This window comes from Mycobacterium sp. UM_WGJ (assembly GCF_000455125.1).
GTDB lineage: Bacteria > Actinomycetota > Actinomycetes > Mycobacteriales > Mycobacteriaceae > Mycobacterium.
Window position 1 is genome coordinate 39,966 of sequence record NZ_AUWR01000092.1, and the last position, 13,332, is coordinate 53,297.

Annotated in this window: 12 protein-coding genes; 8 read left to right on the forward strand and 4 right to left on the reverse strand. The window is 68.7% G+C overall.

Going from position 1 to position 13,332, the window contains the following annotated elements; all coding sequences use genetic code 11:
• Positions 1–93: 93 nt before the first annotated feature.
• From N416_RS0120635 to N416_RS0120645, 3 genes are read left to right on the forward strand one after another with little or no spacing between them, the layout of a single operon-like run.
• The gene (locus tag N416_RS0120635) at positions 94–1,392 is read left to right on the forward strand and encodes a citrate synthase (protein WP_024443989.1); all 1,299 of its coding nucleotides are present in this window, start codon (positions 94–96) and stop codon (positions 1,390–1,392) included.
• Between the two features lie 5 nt (positions 1,393–1,397).
• Positions 1,398–1,766 carry an FKBP-type peptidyl-prolyl cis-trans isomerase gene (locus N416_RS0120640; RefSeq protein WP_024443990.1) on the forward strand — a complete coding sequence of 123 codons (369 nt, stop codon included), beginning with the start codon at positions 1,398–1,400 and terminating at the stop codon, positions 1,764–1,766.
• A complete protein-coding gene (locus N416_RS0120645) occupies positions 1,767–2,273 on the forward strand; it encodes a BON domain-containing protein (protein ID WP_024443991.1) in 507 nt (168 codons plus the stop codon). It abuts the gene before it with no gap.
• 19 nt (positions 2,274–2,292) lie between these two features.
• On the opposite strand, the gene N416_RS0120650 is transcribed toward N416_RS0120645, so the two are convergent.
• Together N416_RS0120650 and N416_RS0120655 are read right to left on the reverse strand one after the other, a co-directional pair.
• Positions 2,293–3,627 carry a HAMP domain-containing sensor histidine kinase gene (locus N416_RS0120650; RefSeq protein WP_024443992.1) on the reverse strand — a complete coding sequence of 445 codons (1,335 nt, stop codon included), beginning with the start codon at positions 3,625–3,627 and terminating at the stop codon, positions 2,293–2,295.
• Between the two features lie 17 nt (positions 3,628–3,644).
• Entirely contained in the window at positions 3,645–4,346 is a 702-nt protein-coding gene (locus N416_RS0120655) for a response regulator transcription factor (RefSeq protein ID WP_109413587.1), read from the reverse strand.
• Positions 4,347–4,493: 147 nt separating this feature from the next.
• Here N416_RS0120655 and N416_RS0120660 point away from each other — a divergent pair, with 147 nt between their 5' ends.
• The 3 genes from N416_RS0120660 (at position 4,494) to N416_RS0120670 (ending at position 9,027) form a co-directional block, all read left to right on the forward strand.
• Positions 4,494–6,218, forward strand: coding sequence for an ABC transporter ATP-binding protein (locus tag N416_RS0120660; RefSeq protein WP_036458845.1), 1,725 nt, complete (start codon positions 4,494–4,496; stop codon positions 6,216–6,218).
• Positions 6,215–7,978 carry an ABC transporter ATP-binding protein gene (locus N416_RS0120665; protein WP_024443995.1) on the forward strand — a complete coding sequence of 588 codons (1,764 nt, stop codon included), beginning with the start codon at positions 6,215–6,217 and terminating at the stop codon, positions 7,976–7,978. The genes N416_RS0120660 and N416_RS0120665 overlap by 4 nt, the downstream gene beginning before the upstream one ends.
• Positions 7,979–8,172: 194 nt before the next feature.
• Positions 8,173–9,027, forward strand: a complete 855-nt coding sequence (locus tag N416_RS0120670; protein WP_024443996.1) for a DMT family transporter — start codon at positions 8,173–8,175, stop codon at positions 9,025–9,027.
• On the opposite strand, the gene N416_RS0120675 is transcribed toward N416_RS0120670, so the two are convergent.
• A complete protein-coding gene (locus N416_RS0120675) occupies positions 9,024–10,517 on the reverse strand; it encodes a carboxyl transferase domain-containing protein (protein WP_024443997.1) in 1,494 nt (497 codons plus the stop codon). The two genes, N416_RS0120670 and N416_RS0120675, sit on opposite strands and share 4 nt — an antisense overlap.
• 16 nt (positions 10,518–10,533) lie before the next feature.
• Entirely contained in the window at positions 10,534–11,280 is a 747-nt protein-coding gene (locus tag N416_RS0120680; RefSeq protein ID WP_024443998.1) for an SDR family oxidoreductase, read from the reverse strand.
• Between the two features lie 209 nt (positions 11,281–11,489).
• Here N416_RS0120680 and N416_RS0120685 point away from each other — a divergent pair, with 209 nt between their 5' ends.
• A complete protein-coding gene (locus N416_RS0120685; RefSeq protein WP_024443999.1) occupies positions 11,490–12,221 on the forward strand; it encodes an enoyl-CoA hydratase in 732 nt (243 codons plus the stop codon).
• 39 nt (positions 12,222–12,260) lie between these two features.
• Positions 12,261–13,332, forward strand: a 1,072-nt coding sequence (locus N416_RS0120690) for an MBL fold metallo-hydrolase (RefSeq protein WP_024444000.1), incomplete at its 3' end; no start/stop codon positions are given.

Below are 13,332 nucleotides of genomic sequence, written 5' to 3' on the forward strand. Positions count from 1 at the left end.
CCTCGGCCCCGGGCGGGCGCGCTGGGCTGGAACCGACTACCTTTTCCTATACACGCCCAATCTGGTCAGCCGAATAGCGCAAAGGGGTTCCTTGTGGCCGCAACCGATGACACCGCCACTCTCCGGTATCCGGGCGGCGAGCTAGAACTGCCGATCGTCGAGGCGACCGAGGGGTCCGACGCTCTCGCCATCGGTTCGTTGCTCGCCAAGACCGGCTACACCACATTCGACAATGGCTACGCCAACACCTCGCCGGTCAAGAGCGCCATCACCTACATCGACGGTGACGCCGGCATCCTGCGCTACCGCGGTTACCCGATCGAGCAGCTGGCCGAGAAGTCCACCTTCATCGAGGTCAGCTACCTGCTGATCTACGGCGAGCTGCCCACCTCCGACCAGCTGGCCGCGTTCACCGGCCGGATTCAGCGGCACACCATGCTGCACGAGGACCTGAAGCGGTTCTTCGACGGCTTCCCGCGTAACGCCCACCCGATGCCGGTGCTGTCGAGCGTGGTCAACGCCTTGAGCGCCTACTACCAGGACTCGCTGGACCCGTCGGACAACGACCAGGTGGAACTGTCGACTATCCGGCTGCTGGGCAAGCTGCCCACTATCGCCGCCTACGCCTACAAGAAGTCGGCCGGCCAGCCGTTCCTGTACCCGGACAACTCGCTGAGCCTGGTGGAGAATTTCCTGCGGATGACCTTCGGCCTGCCCGCCGAGCCCTATGAGGCCGACCCCGAGGTGGTCCGGGCCCTGGACATGCTGTTCATCTTGCACGCCGACCACGAGCAGAACTGCTCGACATCGACGGTGCGGCTGGTGGGCTCCTCGCGGGCCAACCTGTTCACCTCGATCTCCGGCGGCATCAATGCGCTGTGGGGCCCGCTGCACGGTGGCGCCAACCAGGCGGTATTGGAGATGCTCGAGCAGATCCGCGACCAGCAGAACGGCAACGTCACCGACTTCGTCCACAAGGTCAAGAACCGCGAAGACGGCGTCAAGCTGATGGGCTTCGGCCACCGGGTCTACAAGAACTACGACCCGCGGGCGCGCATCGTCAAGGAACAGGCCGACAAGATCCTCGGCAAGCTCGGCGGTGACGACGAACTGCTCAACATCGCCAAGGACCTCGAAGAGGCCGCGCTGACCGATGACTACTTCGTGGAGCGCAAGCTCTACCCGAACGTCGACTTCTACACCGGCCTGATCTACCGGGCGATCGGTTTCCCGGCCCAGATGTTCACGGTGCTGTTCGCGCTGGGCCGGCTCCCCGGCTGGATCGCGCACTGGCGCGAGATGCACGACGAGGGCGACAGCAAGATCGGCCGGCCCCGCCAGATCTACACGGGCTACACCGAGCGTGACTACGTCGGCATCGGCGGACGGTAACCACTATGGGTGACCCTGCCAAGCCACAGATCACCGTTCCGACCGGACCGGCACCCGCCGAGCTGGTCATCGAGGACATCGTCGTCGGGGAAGGCCCGGCGGCCGTCCCCGGCGGGGTCGTCAACGTGCACTACCTCGGCGTCGACTACGACAGCGGCGCGGAGTTCGACAGCTCGTGGAACCGCGGGGAATCGCTGGAATTTCCGCTGGACGGGCTGATCGCCGGGTGGCAGGACGGCATCCCGGGCATGAAGGTGGGCGGCCGGCGTCAGCTGGTGATCCCACCGGAGCTGGCCTACGGTCCCGATGGAACCGGCCATCCGCTGGCCGGAAAGACCCTGGTCTTCGTGATCGACCTGCTCGGCACCCGCTGAGTGCGCGCCCGGCTGATCGGGGCGGCGCTGGCAACGGCGCTGCTCGCTGCGATCGGTTACGGCCTACTGGAACGCGCGCACCAACCCGCCGCCGACCCGCAGCCCGCCGCCGTGCCGGCAGCACCGGTGCCGGTGTCGGTGATCCGTCACGGCAGCGAATTCACCCTGGCCGGAGACGTGGCCGATCCGGCGGCAAAACGAGAGCTGTTGGACGCGGTTTTGACCTTGAGCGATGAGGTCACCGTTATCGACCATCTCGCGGTGGTGCCGACAGCGGTGCCCGTCGACTTCTCCGGCGCGGCCCCGGTGTTCGAGGCGGCCGCGGACATCGGCGATTTCACGGTGGCGATCACCGGCGACACCGTGACGCTGGGCGGGACCGCGGCGAAGCCGGACGAAGCGGCCGCCGTGCAGGCCGCCGCCGAAGATGCCTGGGCTCCGGCCCACATCGTCAACGAGCTTGCGACCAGCTCCCAGGGCGGGCAGAAGTCCACCGCAAACGGCTGATTACCCGGGCGCAGTGCGTTCAGCGCGGCGGCGGGAGCCGCAGCAGCAGGCGCACTCCGCCCAGCGGACTGTCTTCCAAAGTCGCCGTGCCGCCGTGCAGTTCGGCTTGCTGTGCCACCAGCGCCAGCCCGAGTCCGGACCCCGAATGCGACGCGGTCGACCCACGCGAGAACCGCTCGAAAACAATGCGGCGCTCTTCCTCGGGAAGCCCGCCGCCGTTGTCGTCGATGGCGATCTCCACGCCTTCGCGTGAAGTGACTGCCGACAGCTGCACCTCAGTCGCACCGCCGTGCTTGACCGCGTTGGCGATCGCGTTGTCCACGGCCAGCCGTAATCCGGCCGGCAGCCCGACGATGATGCAGGTCGGTGACGGCACCAGCGAGACGTTCAAATCGGGGAAGACCCGCATCGCGTCGTGGGCCGCCCGGTCGAGCAGATCGGTGATGTCCACCGGTACGTGATCGTCGGAGGTCGACAGTTCGCCCTGCGCCAGCCGCTCCAGAGCCGACAGCGTCGCCTCGATCCGCGTCTGGGTGCGCACGACGTCGTGCAGCACCTCCTTGCGCTGGTCGTCCGGCAGGTCCAGGGTGGTCAGCACTTCGAGATTGGTGCGCATCGCGGTCAACGGGGTGCGCAGCTCATGGGAGGAGACCGCAGCGAAGTCCCGTGCGGAGGCCAGTGCCTCTTGAGTGCGGTCGCGCTCCTTCCAGATCCGTTGCAACATGCCGCGCATCGCCTCGGCGATCTCCACCGCCTCGGTGGCGCCGCGCACCTCGATCTCCGGCCGTTCATCGCCGGCGTCGATCGATCGCGCCTGCTGCGCCAGCCGTCGCAGCGGTCGTACCGCGAACGCGGTCAGCAGCCAGCCCAGCAGCGCGGCCGCGCCGATCGCGACGGTACAGAGCAGGATCACCCGGCGGTGCAGGTTGTTGGTGTCGGCGAGGGTGGCTTCGTAGGTGGCGCCGACGGCGAGCGACCGTGGCCCGGGTCCGGGAATGTCGACGGTGCGCACCCGGTAGCTCACGCCGTCGATCTCGGTGTCGGCGTAGCCCGGCTCGAGCTCCGGCAGCACCACCGAGGAGTTCGACGTCACTTGGTTGGCCCGGCGCAGGGTGATCACCGCATCGGTGGCGCCGGCCGAACGGGGCAGTTCACCCAAGCCGATCAGCGGGACGGTCAGCCCGGCCGCCTCGTCGAGCCGGCGGTCCAGCCAATACTTGCGGTCGTTGGTGATACCGACCCACACGATGGCGCCGATGATGACCGTCACGATCGCGGTGCCGATCGCCGTGGCGAGCATCACCCGGGTCCGCAGCGACGGTGTTCTGGCGAAGATGCGTCGCAGCAGTTTCATGACGTTCACGCTTGTCCTCACTGCGTTCGCAGGACGAAGCCGACCCCGCGCACGGTGTGCAGCAGCCGCGGAGCGCCGCCGGCTTCCAGCTTGCGCCGCAGGTAGCCGATGAACACGTCGACGACGTTGGTGTCGGCGGCGAAGTCGTAGCCCCAGACCAGCTCGAGCAGCTGAGCGCGCGACAACACCGCGGTCTTGTGCTCGGCGAGAACGGCGAGCAGGTCGAACTCCCGCTTGGTCAAGTCCACGTCGACGCCCTTGACCCGCGCGCGACGGCCCGGGATGTCGACTTCCAGCGGACCCACCGTGATGGTTTCCGAGGAGGAGCTGGCCGCCGACCCGCGCCGCCGCAGCATTGCCCGGACCCGGGCCACCAGCTCGGCCAGCACGAACGGCTTGACCAGGTAGTCGTCGGCACCGGCCTCGAGGCCGGCCACCCGGTCGTCGACCGAACTGCGTGCGGACAACACACAGACCGGCACGTCGTCACCCATGGCCCGCAGTGCCGTCACCACGCTCACGCCGTCGAGCACGGGCATGTTGATGTCGAGCACGATGGCGTCGGGACGGGCTTCCTTAGCGCTGCGCAACGCTTCGGCGCCATCGGCCGCCGTCGCCACCTCGAAGCCGGACAGTCGCAGTCCGCGTTCCAGCGAGGCGAGCACGTCGGAGTCGTCGTCGACGACCAAGACCCGGGGAGAGGCAGCGGCATTGTCCATGGTCGCCATTTTGCCTGAACATGGCCGTTGAGCGCGGGATGTGCTGCGGGTCGGCGCTCTGGATCTAGGGTCGAGTCCGTGAAACCGGCGTCCGCGCTGCGCAGCCTGCTGCCCTACCTGCGCCCCTACCGGGCGCGGTGGATCACCATGGTGACGGTGGCCGTGCTCTGCCTGGCCGCCGCCGTGGTGATCCCGCTGATGACCAAGGCCGTCATCGACGGGCCGGTACTGCACCGGGACCAGCCCGGGCTGTGGACGCTGGGCACGGCGGCGACCGGGCTCGGCGTGCTCGAGGCGCTGCTGTGGTTCGTACGGCGCTGGCTGATCGCGCACGGCACCATGGGTGTGGAAGCCGACATCCGCAAGGACCTCTACGCCCGGCTGCAGGTCCTGCCGCTGACCTTTCACGGCCGCTGGCAGTCCGGCCAGCTGTTGTCGCGGATCATGAACGACCTGTCCGCGGTGCGCCGCTTCCTGTCGTTCGTGGTGGTGTTTCTGGTGCTCAACACGGTGCAGATCATCGTGGTGACGGTCATTCTGCTGGTGCTCTACTGGCCGCTGGGTGTGGTGGTGTGCGCATCGATCGTGCCCGTGATGCTGGCCATCCAGCACTTCCGGCGCCAGTACACCCGGCTGACGCGCCAAGCGCAGGACCAGGCCGGCCAGGTCGCCACCGTCGTCGAGGAGTCCGCGGTAGGACTGCGCACCATCAAAGCGTTCGGGCGTGAGGACTACGTGTTCGCCGGCTTCGACGCCCAAGCGACCAGGCTGCGCGACCTGGGCGTCGAGAAGGTGATGGTGTCGTCGAAGTTCTGGACGCTGCTGGAGGTGATCCCGAACTTCACCCTGATCTCCGTGGTCGGGTTCGGCGCGTACGCCGCCGGCCACCACCTGGTGACGATGGGCACCCTGGTCGCATTCATCACGCTGATGCTGTCGCTGATCTGGCCGCTGTCGGCGCTGGGCTTCCTGCTGTCGGCCACCCACGAGGCGATGACCGCCGCTGATCGGATCACCGAGATCTTCCGCGCGCCCCTCGAGATCACCGACGGGCACGACCCGGTGCCGCCGGTGGGCCGCCTGGAGTTGCGCGACGTCGGGTTCCGGTTTGCCGCCGAGGCGGATGCTGCCGGCCCGGGTGCGCCCTGGGTGCTGCGCGGGGTCAATCTCACTGTCGAGCCGGGCGAGACCGTCGCCCTGGTTGGCGCCACCGGCTCGGGGAAGTCGGTGCTGGCGATGCTGCTGTCCCGGCTCTACGACGTCACCGAGGGGCAGATCCTCATCGGTGGCCGCGACATCCGGGCGCTGACACTGGCGGCGCTGCGCTCGACGGTGGTGACAGCCTTCGACGACCCCACCCTGTTCTCGATGTCGGTGGCCGAGAACCTGCGGTTGGGGAGGCCCGATGCGAGCGAGGCGGAGCTGGCCCGCGCCCTGGCCGTGGCGTCGGCCGACTTTGTCTACGACCTGCCGTCCGGGCTGGACACCCGCATCGGAGAGCAGGGCATGAGCCTGTCGGGCGGGCAGCGGCAGCGACTGTCGCTGGCCCGGGCCCTGGTCGCGGCGCCAACGATCCTGGTGCTCGACGACACGCTGTCGGCCCTGGATATGCACACCGAGGCCGCCGTGACCGATGCGCTGCGCCAGGCGCTGGCGACCGGGCCGCAGCCGATCACCGCGCTGGTGGTGGCCAATCGGGCGTCCACCGTGGCGCTGGCCGACCGGGTGGCGCTGGTCGAGGACGGGACCATCACCGCGGTCGGCACCCACGCTGAGCTGCTGGCCGCGGTGCCGCGGTACCGCTACCTGCTCGCGGCAGACGACGAGCTCGACGACGGCGCCGAACACCTCGTCGACTGGGCGCGCCGGTGACGGCCGAGCCGGGCCGGGCCGCGGCGCGGGCCCTGCTGTGGTCGCTGCTGCGTCCCTACCGCGGCGTCGCGTTGTTGCTGGCATTGGCCGTATTGGTGGAAAACGCTGCCCGGCTGGCGGTTCCGTTGCTGGCACAGCGTGGCATCGACCGGGGAATTCCACCGATCGCCGCGGACGGTTCGACCCGGCAGCTGAGTGTGATCGTGATTGCGCTCGCGGGGGTTGTGCTCACCCAGGCCGGCACCCGGATGGCCTTTCTGCAGTGGTCGGGCAAGATCGGCCAGCAGGTGCTACTGGAGTTGCGCAGACGGGTCTTCCGCCATTTCCAGCTGTTGGACGTGGAATTCCACGAGCGCTACACCTCGGGGCGGGTGGTCAGTCGGCTGACGAACGACGTCGATGCGATCCAAGAGATGCTGCAGTCCGGGCTCGACGGACTGGTCAGCGCCGCGCTTACGATGGCGGGTACGGCGGTGTTGCTCATCATGTTGGACTGGCGGCTCGGCCTGATGTGTCTGACCGCGTTCCCGGTGCTGGTGGTGTTGCTGCGTTGGTTCCAAGAGGAGTCCGCCAAGACCTACACCGAGGTTCGCGAGCATGCGGCGCGGGTGATCGTGCAGTTCGCCGAGACCATGACCGGGATCAAGGCGGTACAGGCCTATCGGCGTGAGGCCCGCAATCAGGAGATCTTCACGGCGGTCGCCGACCGCTACCGTGCGGTCAACGAGCGGGCCTTCAAACTGGTCGCGATCTTCTCGCCCGGCATCAAGCTGGTCGGCAATCTCACCACCGGTGTGGTTCTGCTCTACGGGGGCTGGCGAGTTCTGCACGGGCACATGACGATCGGGACGTTCACCGCGTTCCTGCTCTATCTACGGATGTTCTTCGATCCGATGCAGGACATCAGCCAGTTCCTCAACATCTTCTCCTCGGCGACCGCGGCGCTGCAGAAACTGGCCGGAGTGCTGGCCGAAAAGCCCGCCGTCACCGATCCGGTTGGTCCGCGGACCATGCCTGGTGAGGTGCGTGGCGGGATCGCTTTGCACGACGTGCATTTCGGCTACCGGGATGGCCAGTCGGTGCTGGCCGGCCTGTCGCTGAACATCCCGGCCGGCCAAACCGTGGCACTGGTCGGCAGCACCGGCGCCGGCAAGTCCACCATCGCCAAGCTGATCGCCCGGTTCTACGACCCGGCGTCGGGAGCGGTGATGCTGGACGGCGTCGACCTGCGCGCGTTCACCCAGGCGGCGCTGCGGCGCCACGTGGTGATGGTGACCCAGGAAAACTTTCTCTTCACCGGCACCGTCGCCGACAACATCCGCTTCGGCCGCCCCGACGCGACCGACGCCGAGGTGGCCGCCGCGGCCACAAGCGTGGGCGCCGACGCGTTCATCACCGCCCTGCCCGACGGGTACGACACCGACGTCGCCAAACGGGGCGGGCGGCTCTCGGCCGGTCAGCGTCAGCTGGTGGCGTTCGCGCGCGCCTTCCTGGCCGACCCGGCAGTGCTGATTCTCGACGAGGCGACGTCTTCGCTGGACATCCCCGGCGAGCGGATGGTGCAGAGGGCGCTGCGCAGCTTGCTGACCCGACGGACCGCGCTGGTGATCGCCCACCGGCTCTCTACCGTCGAGATCGCCGACCGGGTGCTGGTCATCGAGGGCGGACACATCGTCGAGGACGGGCCGCCGGCCGAGCTGATCCGCGCCGAGGGACATTACGCTGCCCTGCACGACGCGTGGTTGCGTTCGCTGGGTTGACCTGCGGGCGCGAACGCTCGCGGGGTTAAATCCACGAGAATTTAAATTCGGCGACGTGCAAACATCGGTCGTCGGCTGCAAAGATCCCGCAAACGCCGGGGGTTCTGGGTTCACCGCGCACTTAGGCTTTCCGCCGTGATGGTCACATCGAACGTTAAGGGCGCCGCGACTGCCGAGGCTGCCAAGGCAGCCGCGTGATCGGCTCGCCTACCGCGCAGGGACTGGCGTTGGCGTCGGCCACCAGTTTCGGGATCAGCGACTTCGTGGGCGGTGTCGCGTCGCGGCGGGTTGCTGCGCTTCGAGTGGTATTGGTTTCCACCCCGGTTTCGATGGTGATGCTCGGTTTGCTCGCGCTGATCGGCGGCGGGCACATCACCACCAGCACGGTCGTCTTGGGCATGCTCGGTGGACTCAGCCAGGCCCTGGGCATCTGGTGGTTCTATGCCGCCATGGCCGCCGGTCCGATCTCGGTGGTTTCGCCCCTGGCTGCGGTGGTGGATGCCAGCGTGCCGGTGTGCGTCGGGCGGATGCTGGGGGAGCGGCCCGGCATGCTCGCCAGCGCCGGTATCGCGGTGGCATTGGGTGCGGTGGTGTTGATCAGCTGGCACGCCGGCGACGACGGTGTCCATCGGCCGGGGCTCAGCCACCGCGTGCTCTGGTTGACGGTCGCCTCGGGGGTGGCCCTGGGGTTGAACTTCGTCTTCCTGGACCGCACTCCGTCCGATTCCGGGCTTTGGCCGCTGTTGTTCGCGCGTGGCGCGGCCACAATCCTGGTGATCGCGGTGGCGGCGATGAGCCGCAATCTCAGCGTGCCGAGGGGCATCCCGTTGCGGTTGGCGTTCCTGATCGCCCTGCTCGACACCGCCGCCAACGTCACCATGCTGTTCGCGTTGAAGCTCGCGCTGCTGTCGCTGGCCAGCGTGCTGATCTCGCTGTACCCGGCCGCCACGGTGATCTTGGCAGTCGTCCTGCTGGGGGAGCGGGTGCGTTTGCGGCAGGTGATGGGGATGGTGCTGGCCGGGGTGGCCGTGGCGATGATCACCGGTTAGGGATTCGGCAAGCCGATCCGCCGGTAGCGCTCCAACCGGGCCGCCATCCGCTGCGCGGCGGGCACCCCGCGCAGCGCGTTCAGCTCGACGGCGATGGCGCGCGACATTCGCTTGGCGAAGTCGATGGGCTCGTCGGCGGCGTCCGGGTGCTCGGCCACGATCACATCCACAATCCCGTGGGCCTGCAGATCCGCCGACCGGATGCCCTGCGCGGCGGAGAGTTCCGGGGCGTGGCCAATGTCGCGGAACACGATGGCACTGGCGCCCTCCGGCGGCAGCGGCGCCAGCCAGCCGTGCAACGCCGCCAGCACCCGATCCGCGGGCACCATCGCCAGCGCCGGCCCGCCACTGCCCTGGCCCAGCAGCACCGACACCGTCGGCACCTCCAGGGTGACCAGCTCGGCCAGGCACGCCGCGATCTGGGCCGCTAGTCCACCCTGCTCGGCCTCCACCGACAGCGCCGGGCCCGGGGTGTCGATCACCGACACCAGCGGTAGCCGCAGGCCGGCGGCCAGCGCCATGCCGCGGCGGGCATCGCGAAGCGCAACCGGATCGGTCAGCCGATCTGCGCCCCGCAGCTGCCCCAACACCACGGCGGGCTGGCCGCCGAAGCGCGCCAATGCCAGCAAGGTCGTGGCGCCGCGTTCGGTGCTGCCGGTCCCCGACAGGAACACCCGCTCGGTGGCGCCGTGCCGCAGCAGAAACCCGACGCCGGGCCGATCGGGACGCCGCGACGCGCATACGGAGTCCCACGCCGGGATGTCAGGAACCGGCACGGGAGCCGGGTCCAAAGCCGCCGTCGCCGGAGCCGGTCCCGGATCCTCGAGCATTACCTTCAGCGCCCGCGAGCAGGTGCGCCGTAGCCACTTCAGCGGGATGACGCCGTCGATCACTCCGTAGGCCTGTAGGTTCTCAGCGGTCTGGACACCCGCCGGGAAGGGGGCGCCGTAGAGCTGTTCGTAGACCCGCGGCCCCAGGAAACCCACCAGTGCGCCCGGTTCAGCCAGCGTGACGTGCCCCAGTGAGCCCCAGGAGGCGAACACCCCGCCGGTGGTGGGGTGGCGCAGGTAGACCAGGTAGGGCAGGTGAGCGCGCTTGTGCAGCTCGACGGCGGCGGCGATCTTCACCATCTGCAGGAAAGCGACCGTGCCCTCCTGCATCCGGGTTCCGCCCGAACTCGGCGACGCCAGCAGGGGCAGTCGTTCGGCGGTGGCCCGCTGGATCGCGGCGGTGATCCGCTCGGCGGCCGCCACCCCGATGGAGCCGGCCAGGAAGTCGAAGTCGCTGGCGATCACCGCGACCCGGCGACCGTTGATCCGGCCCTCGCCGGTCAGGACCGCCTCGTCGCGGCCGCTGGCCGCCCGGGCCGCGGCCAGCTCGGCGGCATAACTCTCACTGACCGGCACGGCCAGCGGCGCAGCGTCCCAACTGAGGAACGAACCGCGGTCCAGCACCGCGTCGCGCACTTCGTCGGCCCCGGTCCGGCTCACAGCATGAGGCTAACCATCAAGTGGTGTATCCGCCGTCGACGTTCCAGTTGGCTCCCGTCACGAAGCCGGACTCCGGGCCGGCCAGGAAGCTCACCACCGCGGCGATGTCGTCGGTGTGCCCGTAGTGGTTCAACGCCATGATCTGCCGCATGGCGTCGGCGAATTCGCCCGCCGCGGGGTTCAAGTCGGTGTCGATCGGGCCCGGCTGCACGTTGTTGACGGTGATGCCGCGCGGACCGAGTTCGCGGGCCAGCCCCCGGGTCAGCGAGGCGACTGCGCCCTTGGTCATCGCGTACACGGCCAACCCGCCCACCGGGACGCGGTCGGCGTTGATGCTGCCGATGTTGATGATCCGCGAGCCCTCGCCGAGGTGGCCGATCGCGCTGCGGATCGCCGAGTACACCCCGCCGATGTTGATCGCCACCAGGCGGTCGAACTGCTCCTGCGGGTATTGGTCGATCGGCGCGACGTATACGGTGCCGGCGTTGTTGACCAGGATGTCCAGGCCGCCGAGGTCGGCAACGGTCTGCTCGACCGCGGCGCCGACCTGCGCCGGATCGGCGCTGTCGGCCTGGATGGCCACTGCCTTGGCTCCGCCGGCGGTCAGTTCGGCGGCCAGCTTGTCGGCCTCGACGGCCGATGAGGCGTAGGTGAACGCCACTGCGGCGCCGTCGGCAGCGAGCCGGCGCACGATTCCCGCGCCGATACCGCGCGAACCTCCGGTCACCAGTGCTCGCCGTCCGGCGAGGGGTGCTGTGCTCATGTCGGGTGCCCCCAAGTCATTTCGAACTGATCGGTTAAGCCTGATCAGGTCAAGCAAGCCGGCCGGCGGGAGATTCCCATTGTGAGCGGGATCACTAGGGTGGGGAATGGCGGGTTTCGATCCGGGTCCGCACGGCTGCAGACCGTGCAAGGCGCGGTGTTGAAGACCCGACCACCGTCGCTCGACACGCTTGAATAGGCTGGCATCTCATGATCGGTGTTACCCGCGATGAAGCCGTCACGACTATCGAGTTGCAGCGCCCCGAGCGTCGCAATGCGTTGAACTCTCAGCTTGTCACCGAGCTGCGCGAGGCGATCGTGGACGCCGCTACCCATGATGTTCGGGCCATCGTGCTGACCGGGCAGGGCACGGTGTTCTGTGCCGGCGCGGACCTGTCCGGGGACGCGTTCGCCGCCGACTACCCCGACAAGCTGGTCGCGCTGCACCAGAGCATCGCCGACGTCCCGGTGCCGGTGATCGGCGCCGTCAACGGCGCGGCGATCGGCGCCGGCCTGCAACTGGCGATGGTCTGTGATCTGCGGGTGGTGGCTCCCGAGGCGTTCTTCCAGTTTCCGGTCGCCAAGTACGGCCTGGCGCTGGACAACTGGAGCATCCGGCGACTGACTTCACTGGTCGGCTACGGACGGGCCCGAGCGATGATGCTGACCGCGGAGAAGCTGCCCGCCGACACGGCGCTGCTGACCGGGATGGCCAACCGGATCGGCACCCTTGCCGACGCGCAGGCCTGGGCGCACGAGATCGCCGGGCTGGCGCCGCTGGCCCTGCAGCACGCCAAGCGGGTGCTCAATGACGACGGCGCCTACGAGGAGCAGCAGCCGGTGCACAAGGAGCTGTTCGACAAGGCCTGGGGAAGCCAGGACGTCATCGAGGCTCAGGTGGCGCGGGTGGAGAAGCGGCCGCCGAAGTTCCAGGGCGCTTAACCGGCGGAGTCCGCGGCTCGCCACCATAGACTCGTCGTCATGCTGCGTGGGGCACTTCGACTGGCGGGAGCCACAGCGTCGCTGGCCGCTGGCGGCTGGACGCTTCGTGCGCTGCGCGGCACGCCCGCAGCGTTGGGTGCAGCACCCACCGCGATCAATGCGGTGGCCAGCCGATCCAGGCACTACCGCGACGGCATCTTCCACAACATCGAACGTGCCGCGATGGTGAACATGGACCGCGAACAACAGCGGCTGATGGTGCGCGAGTTGTTCGCCGACCGCATCGGGCGACTGCCCTCGGTGCCGATCCCGCTCGAGGTGCCCGATTTCAGCGCCGACGTCGAGCCGCTGGCGATCACCTGGCTGGGGCACGCGACGGCACTGGTGGAGATCGACGGTTATCGGGTGCTGACCGACCCGGTCTGGAGCGAGCGCTGCTCGCCGTCGGACGCGGTCGGGCCGCGACGACTGCACCCTCCGCCGGTACGTCTCGGGGCGCTGCCCGCCGTCGACGCGATCGTGGTCAGCCACGATCACTACGACCACCTCGACATCGACACCATCACCGCGCTGGCCCGCAGCCAGCGGGCGCCGTTCATCGTCCCGTTGGGCGTCGGTGCGCACCTTCGGGCGTGGGGCATCCCGTCCGAGCGGGTGATCGAACTCGACTGGGACGAGAACACCACGGTGGGCGATCTCACCGTGACCTGTACCCCGGCGCGACATTTCTCCGGACGATTCCTGACCCGCAACCAGACCTTGTGGGCGTCGTGGGTGATCGCCGGTCCCGACCATCGGGTCTACTTCGGTGGGGACAGCGGATACACCAGCAGCTTCGGCACGATCGGCGCCCAGCATGGACCGTTCGACGCAACGCTGTTGCCGATCGGTGCCTACAACACCGCCTGGCCCGACGTCCACATGAACCCGGAGGAGGCGGTGCAGGCGCACCTCGACCTGAATGGTTCGGGGTCGGGCCTGCTGGTGCCGATCCACTGGGGCACCTTCCGGTTGGCGCCGCACCGCTGGGCCGAACCGGTGGAACGGTTGCTGGTCGCCGCCGACGCCGCGGGGATAGCAACGGCAGTACCCCGGCCCGGCGGTTCAGTGA

Coding starts and splice junctions, on each gene's coding strand:
- N416_RS0120660 (WP_036458845.1), top strand. CDS start 4,494: ATGGTGACGGTGGCCGTGCTCTGCCTGGCCGCCGCCGTGGTGATCCCG.
- N416_RS0120640 (WP_024443990.1), top strand. CDS start 1,398: ATGGGTGACCCTGCCAAGCCACAGATCACCGTTCCGACCGGACCGGCA.
- N416_RS0120680 (WP_024443998.1), bottom strand. CDS start 11,280: ATGAGCACAGCACCCCTCGCCGGACGGCGAGCACTGGTGACCGGAGGT.
- N416_RS0120685 (WP_024443999.1), top strand. CDS start 11,490: ATGATCGGTGTTACCCGCGATGAAGCCGTCACGACTATCGAGTTGCAG.
- N416_RS0120650 (WP_024443992.1), bottom strand. CDS start 3,627: ATGAAACTGCTGCGACGCATCTTCGCCAGAACACCGTCGCTGCGGACC.
- N416_RS0120655 (WP_109413587.1), bottom strand. CDS start 4,346: ATGGACAATGCCGCTGCCTCTCCCCGGGTCTTGGTCGTCGACGACGAC.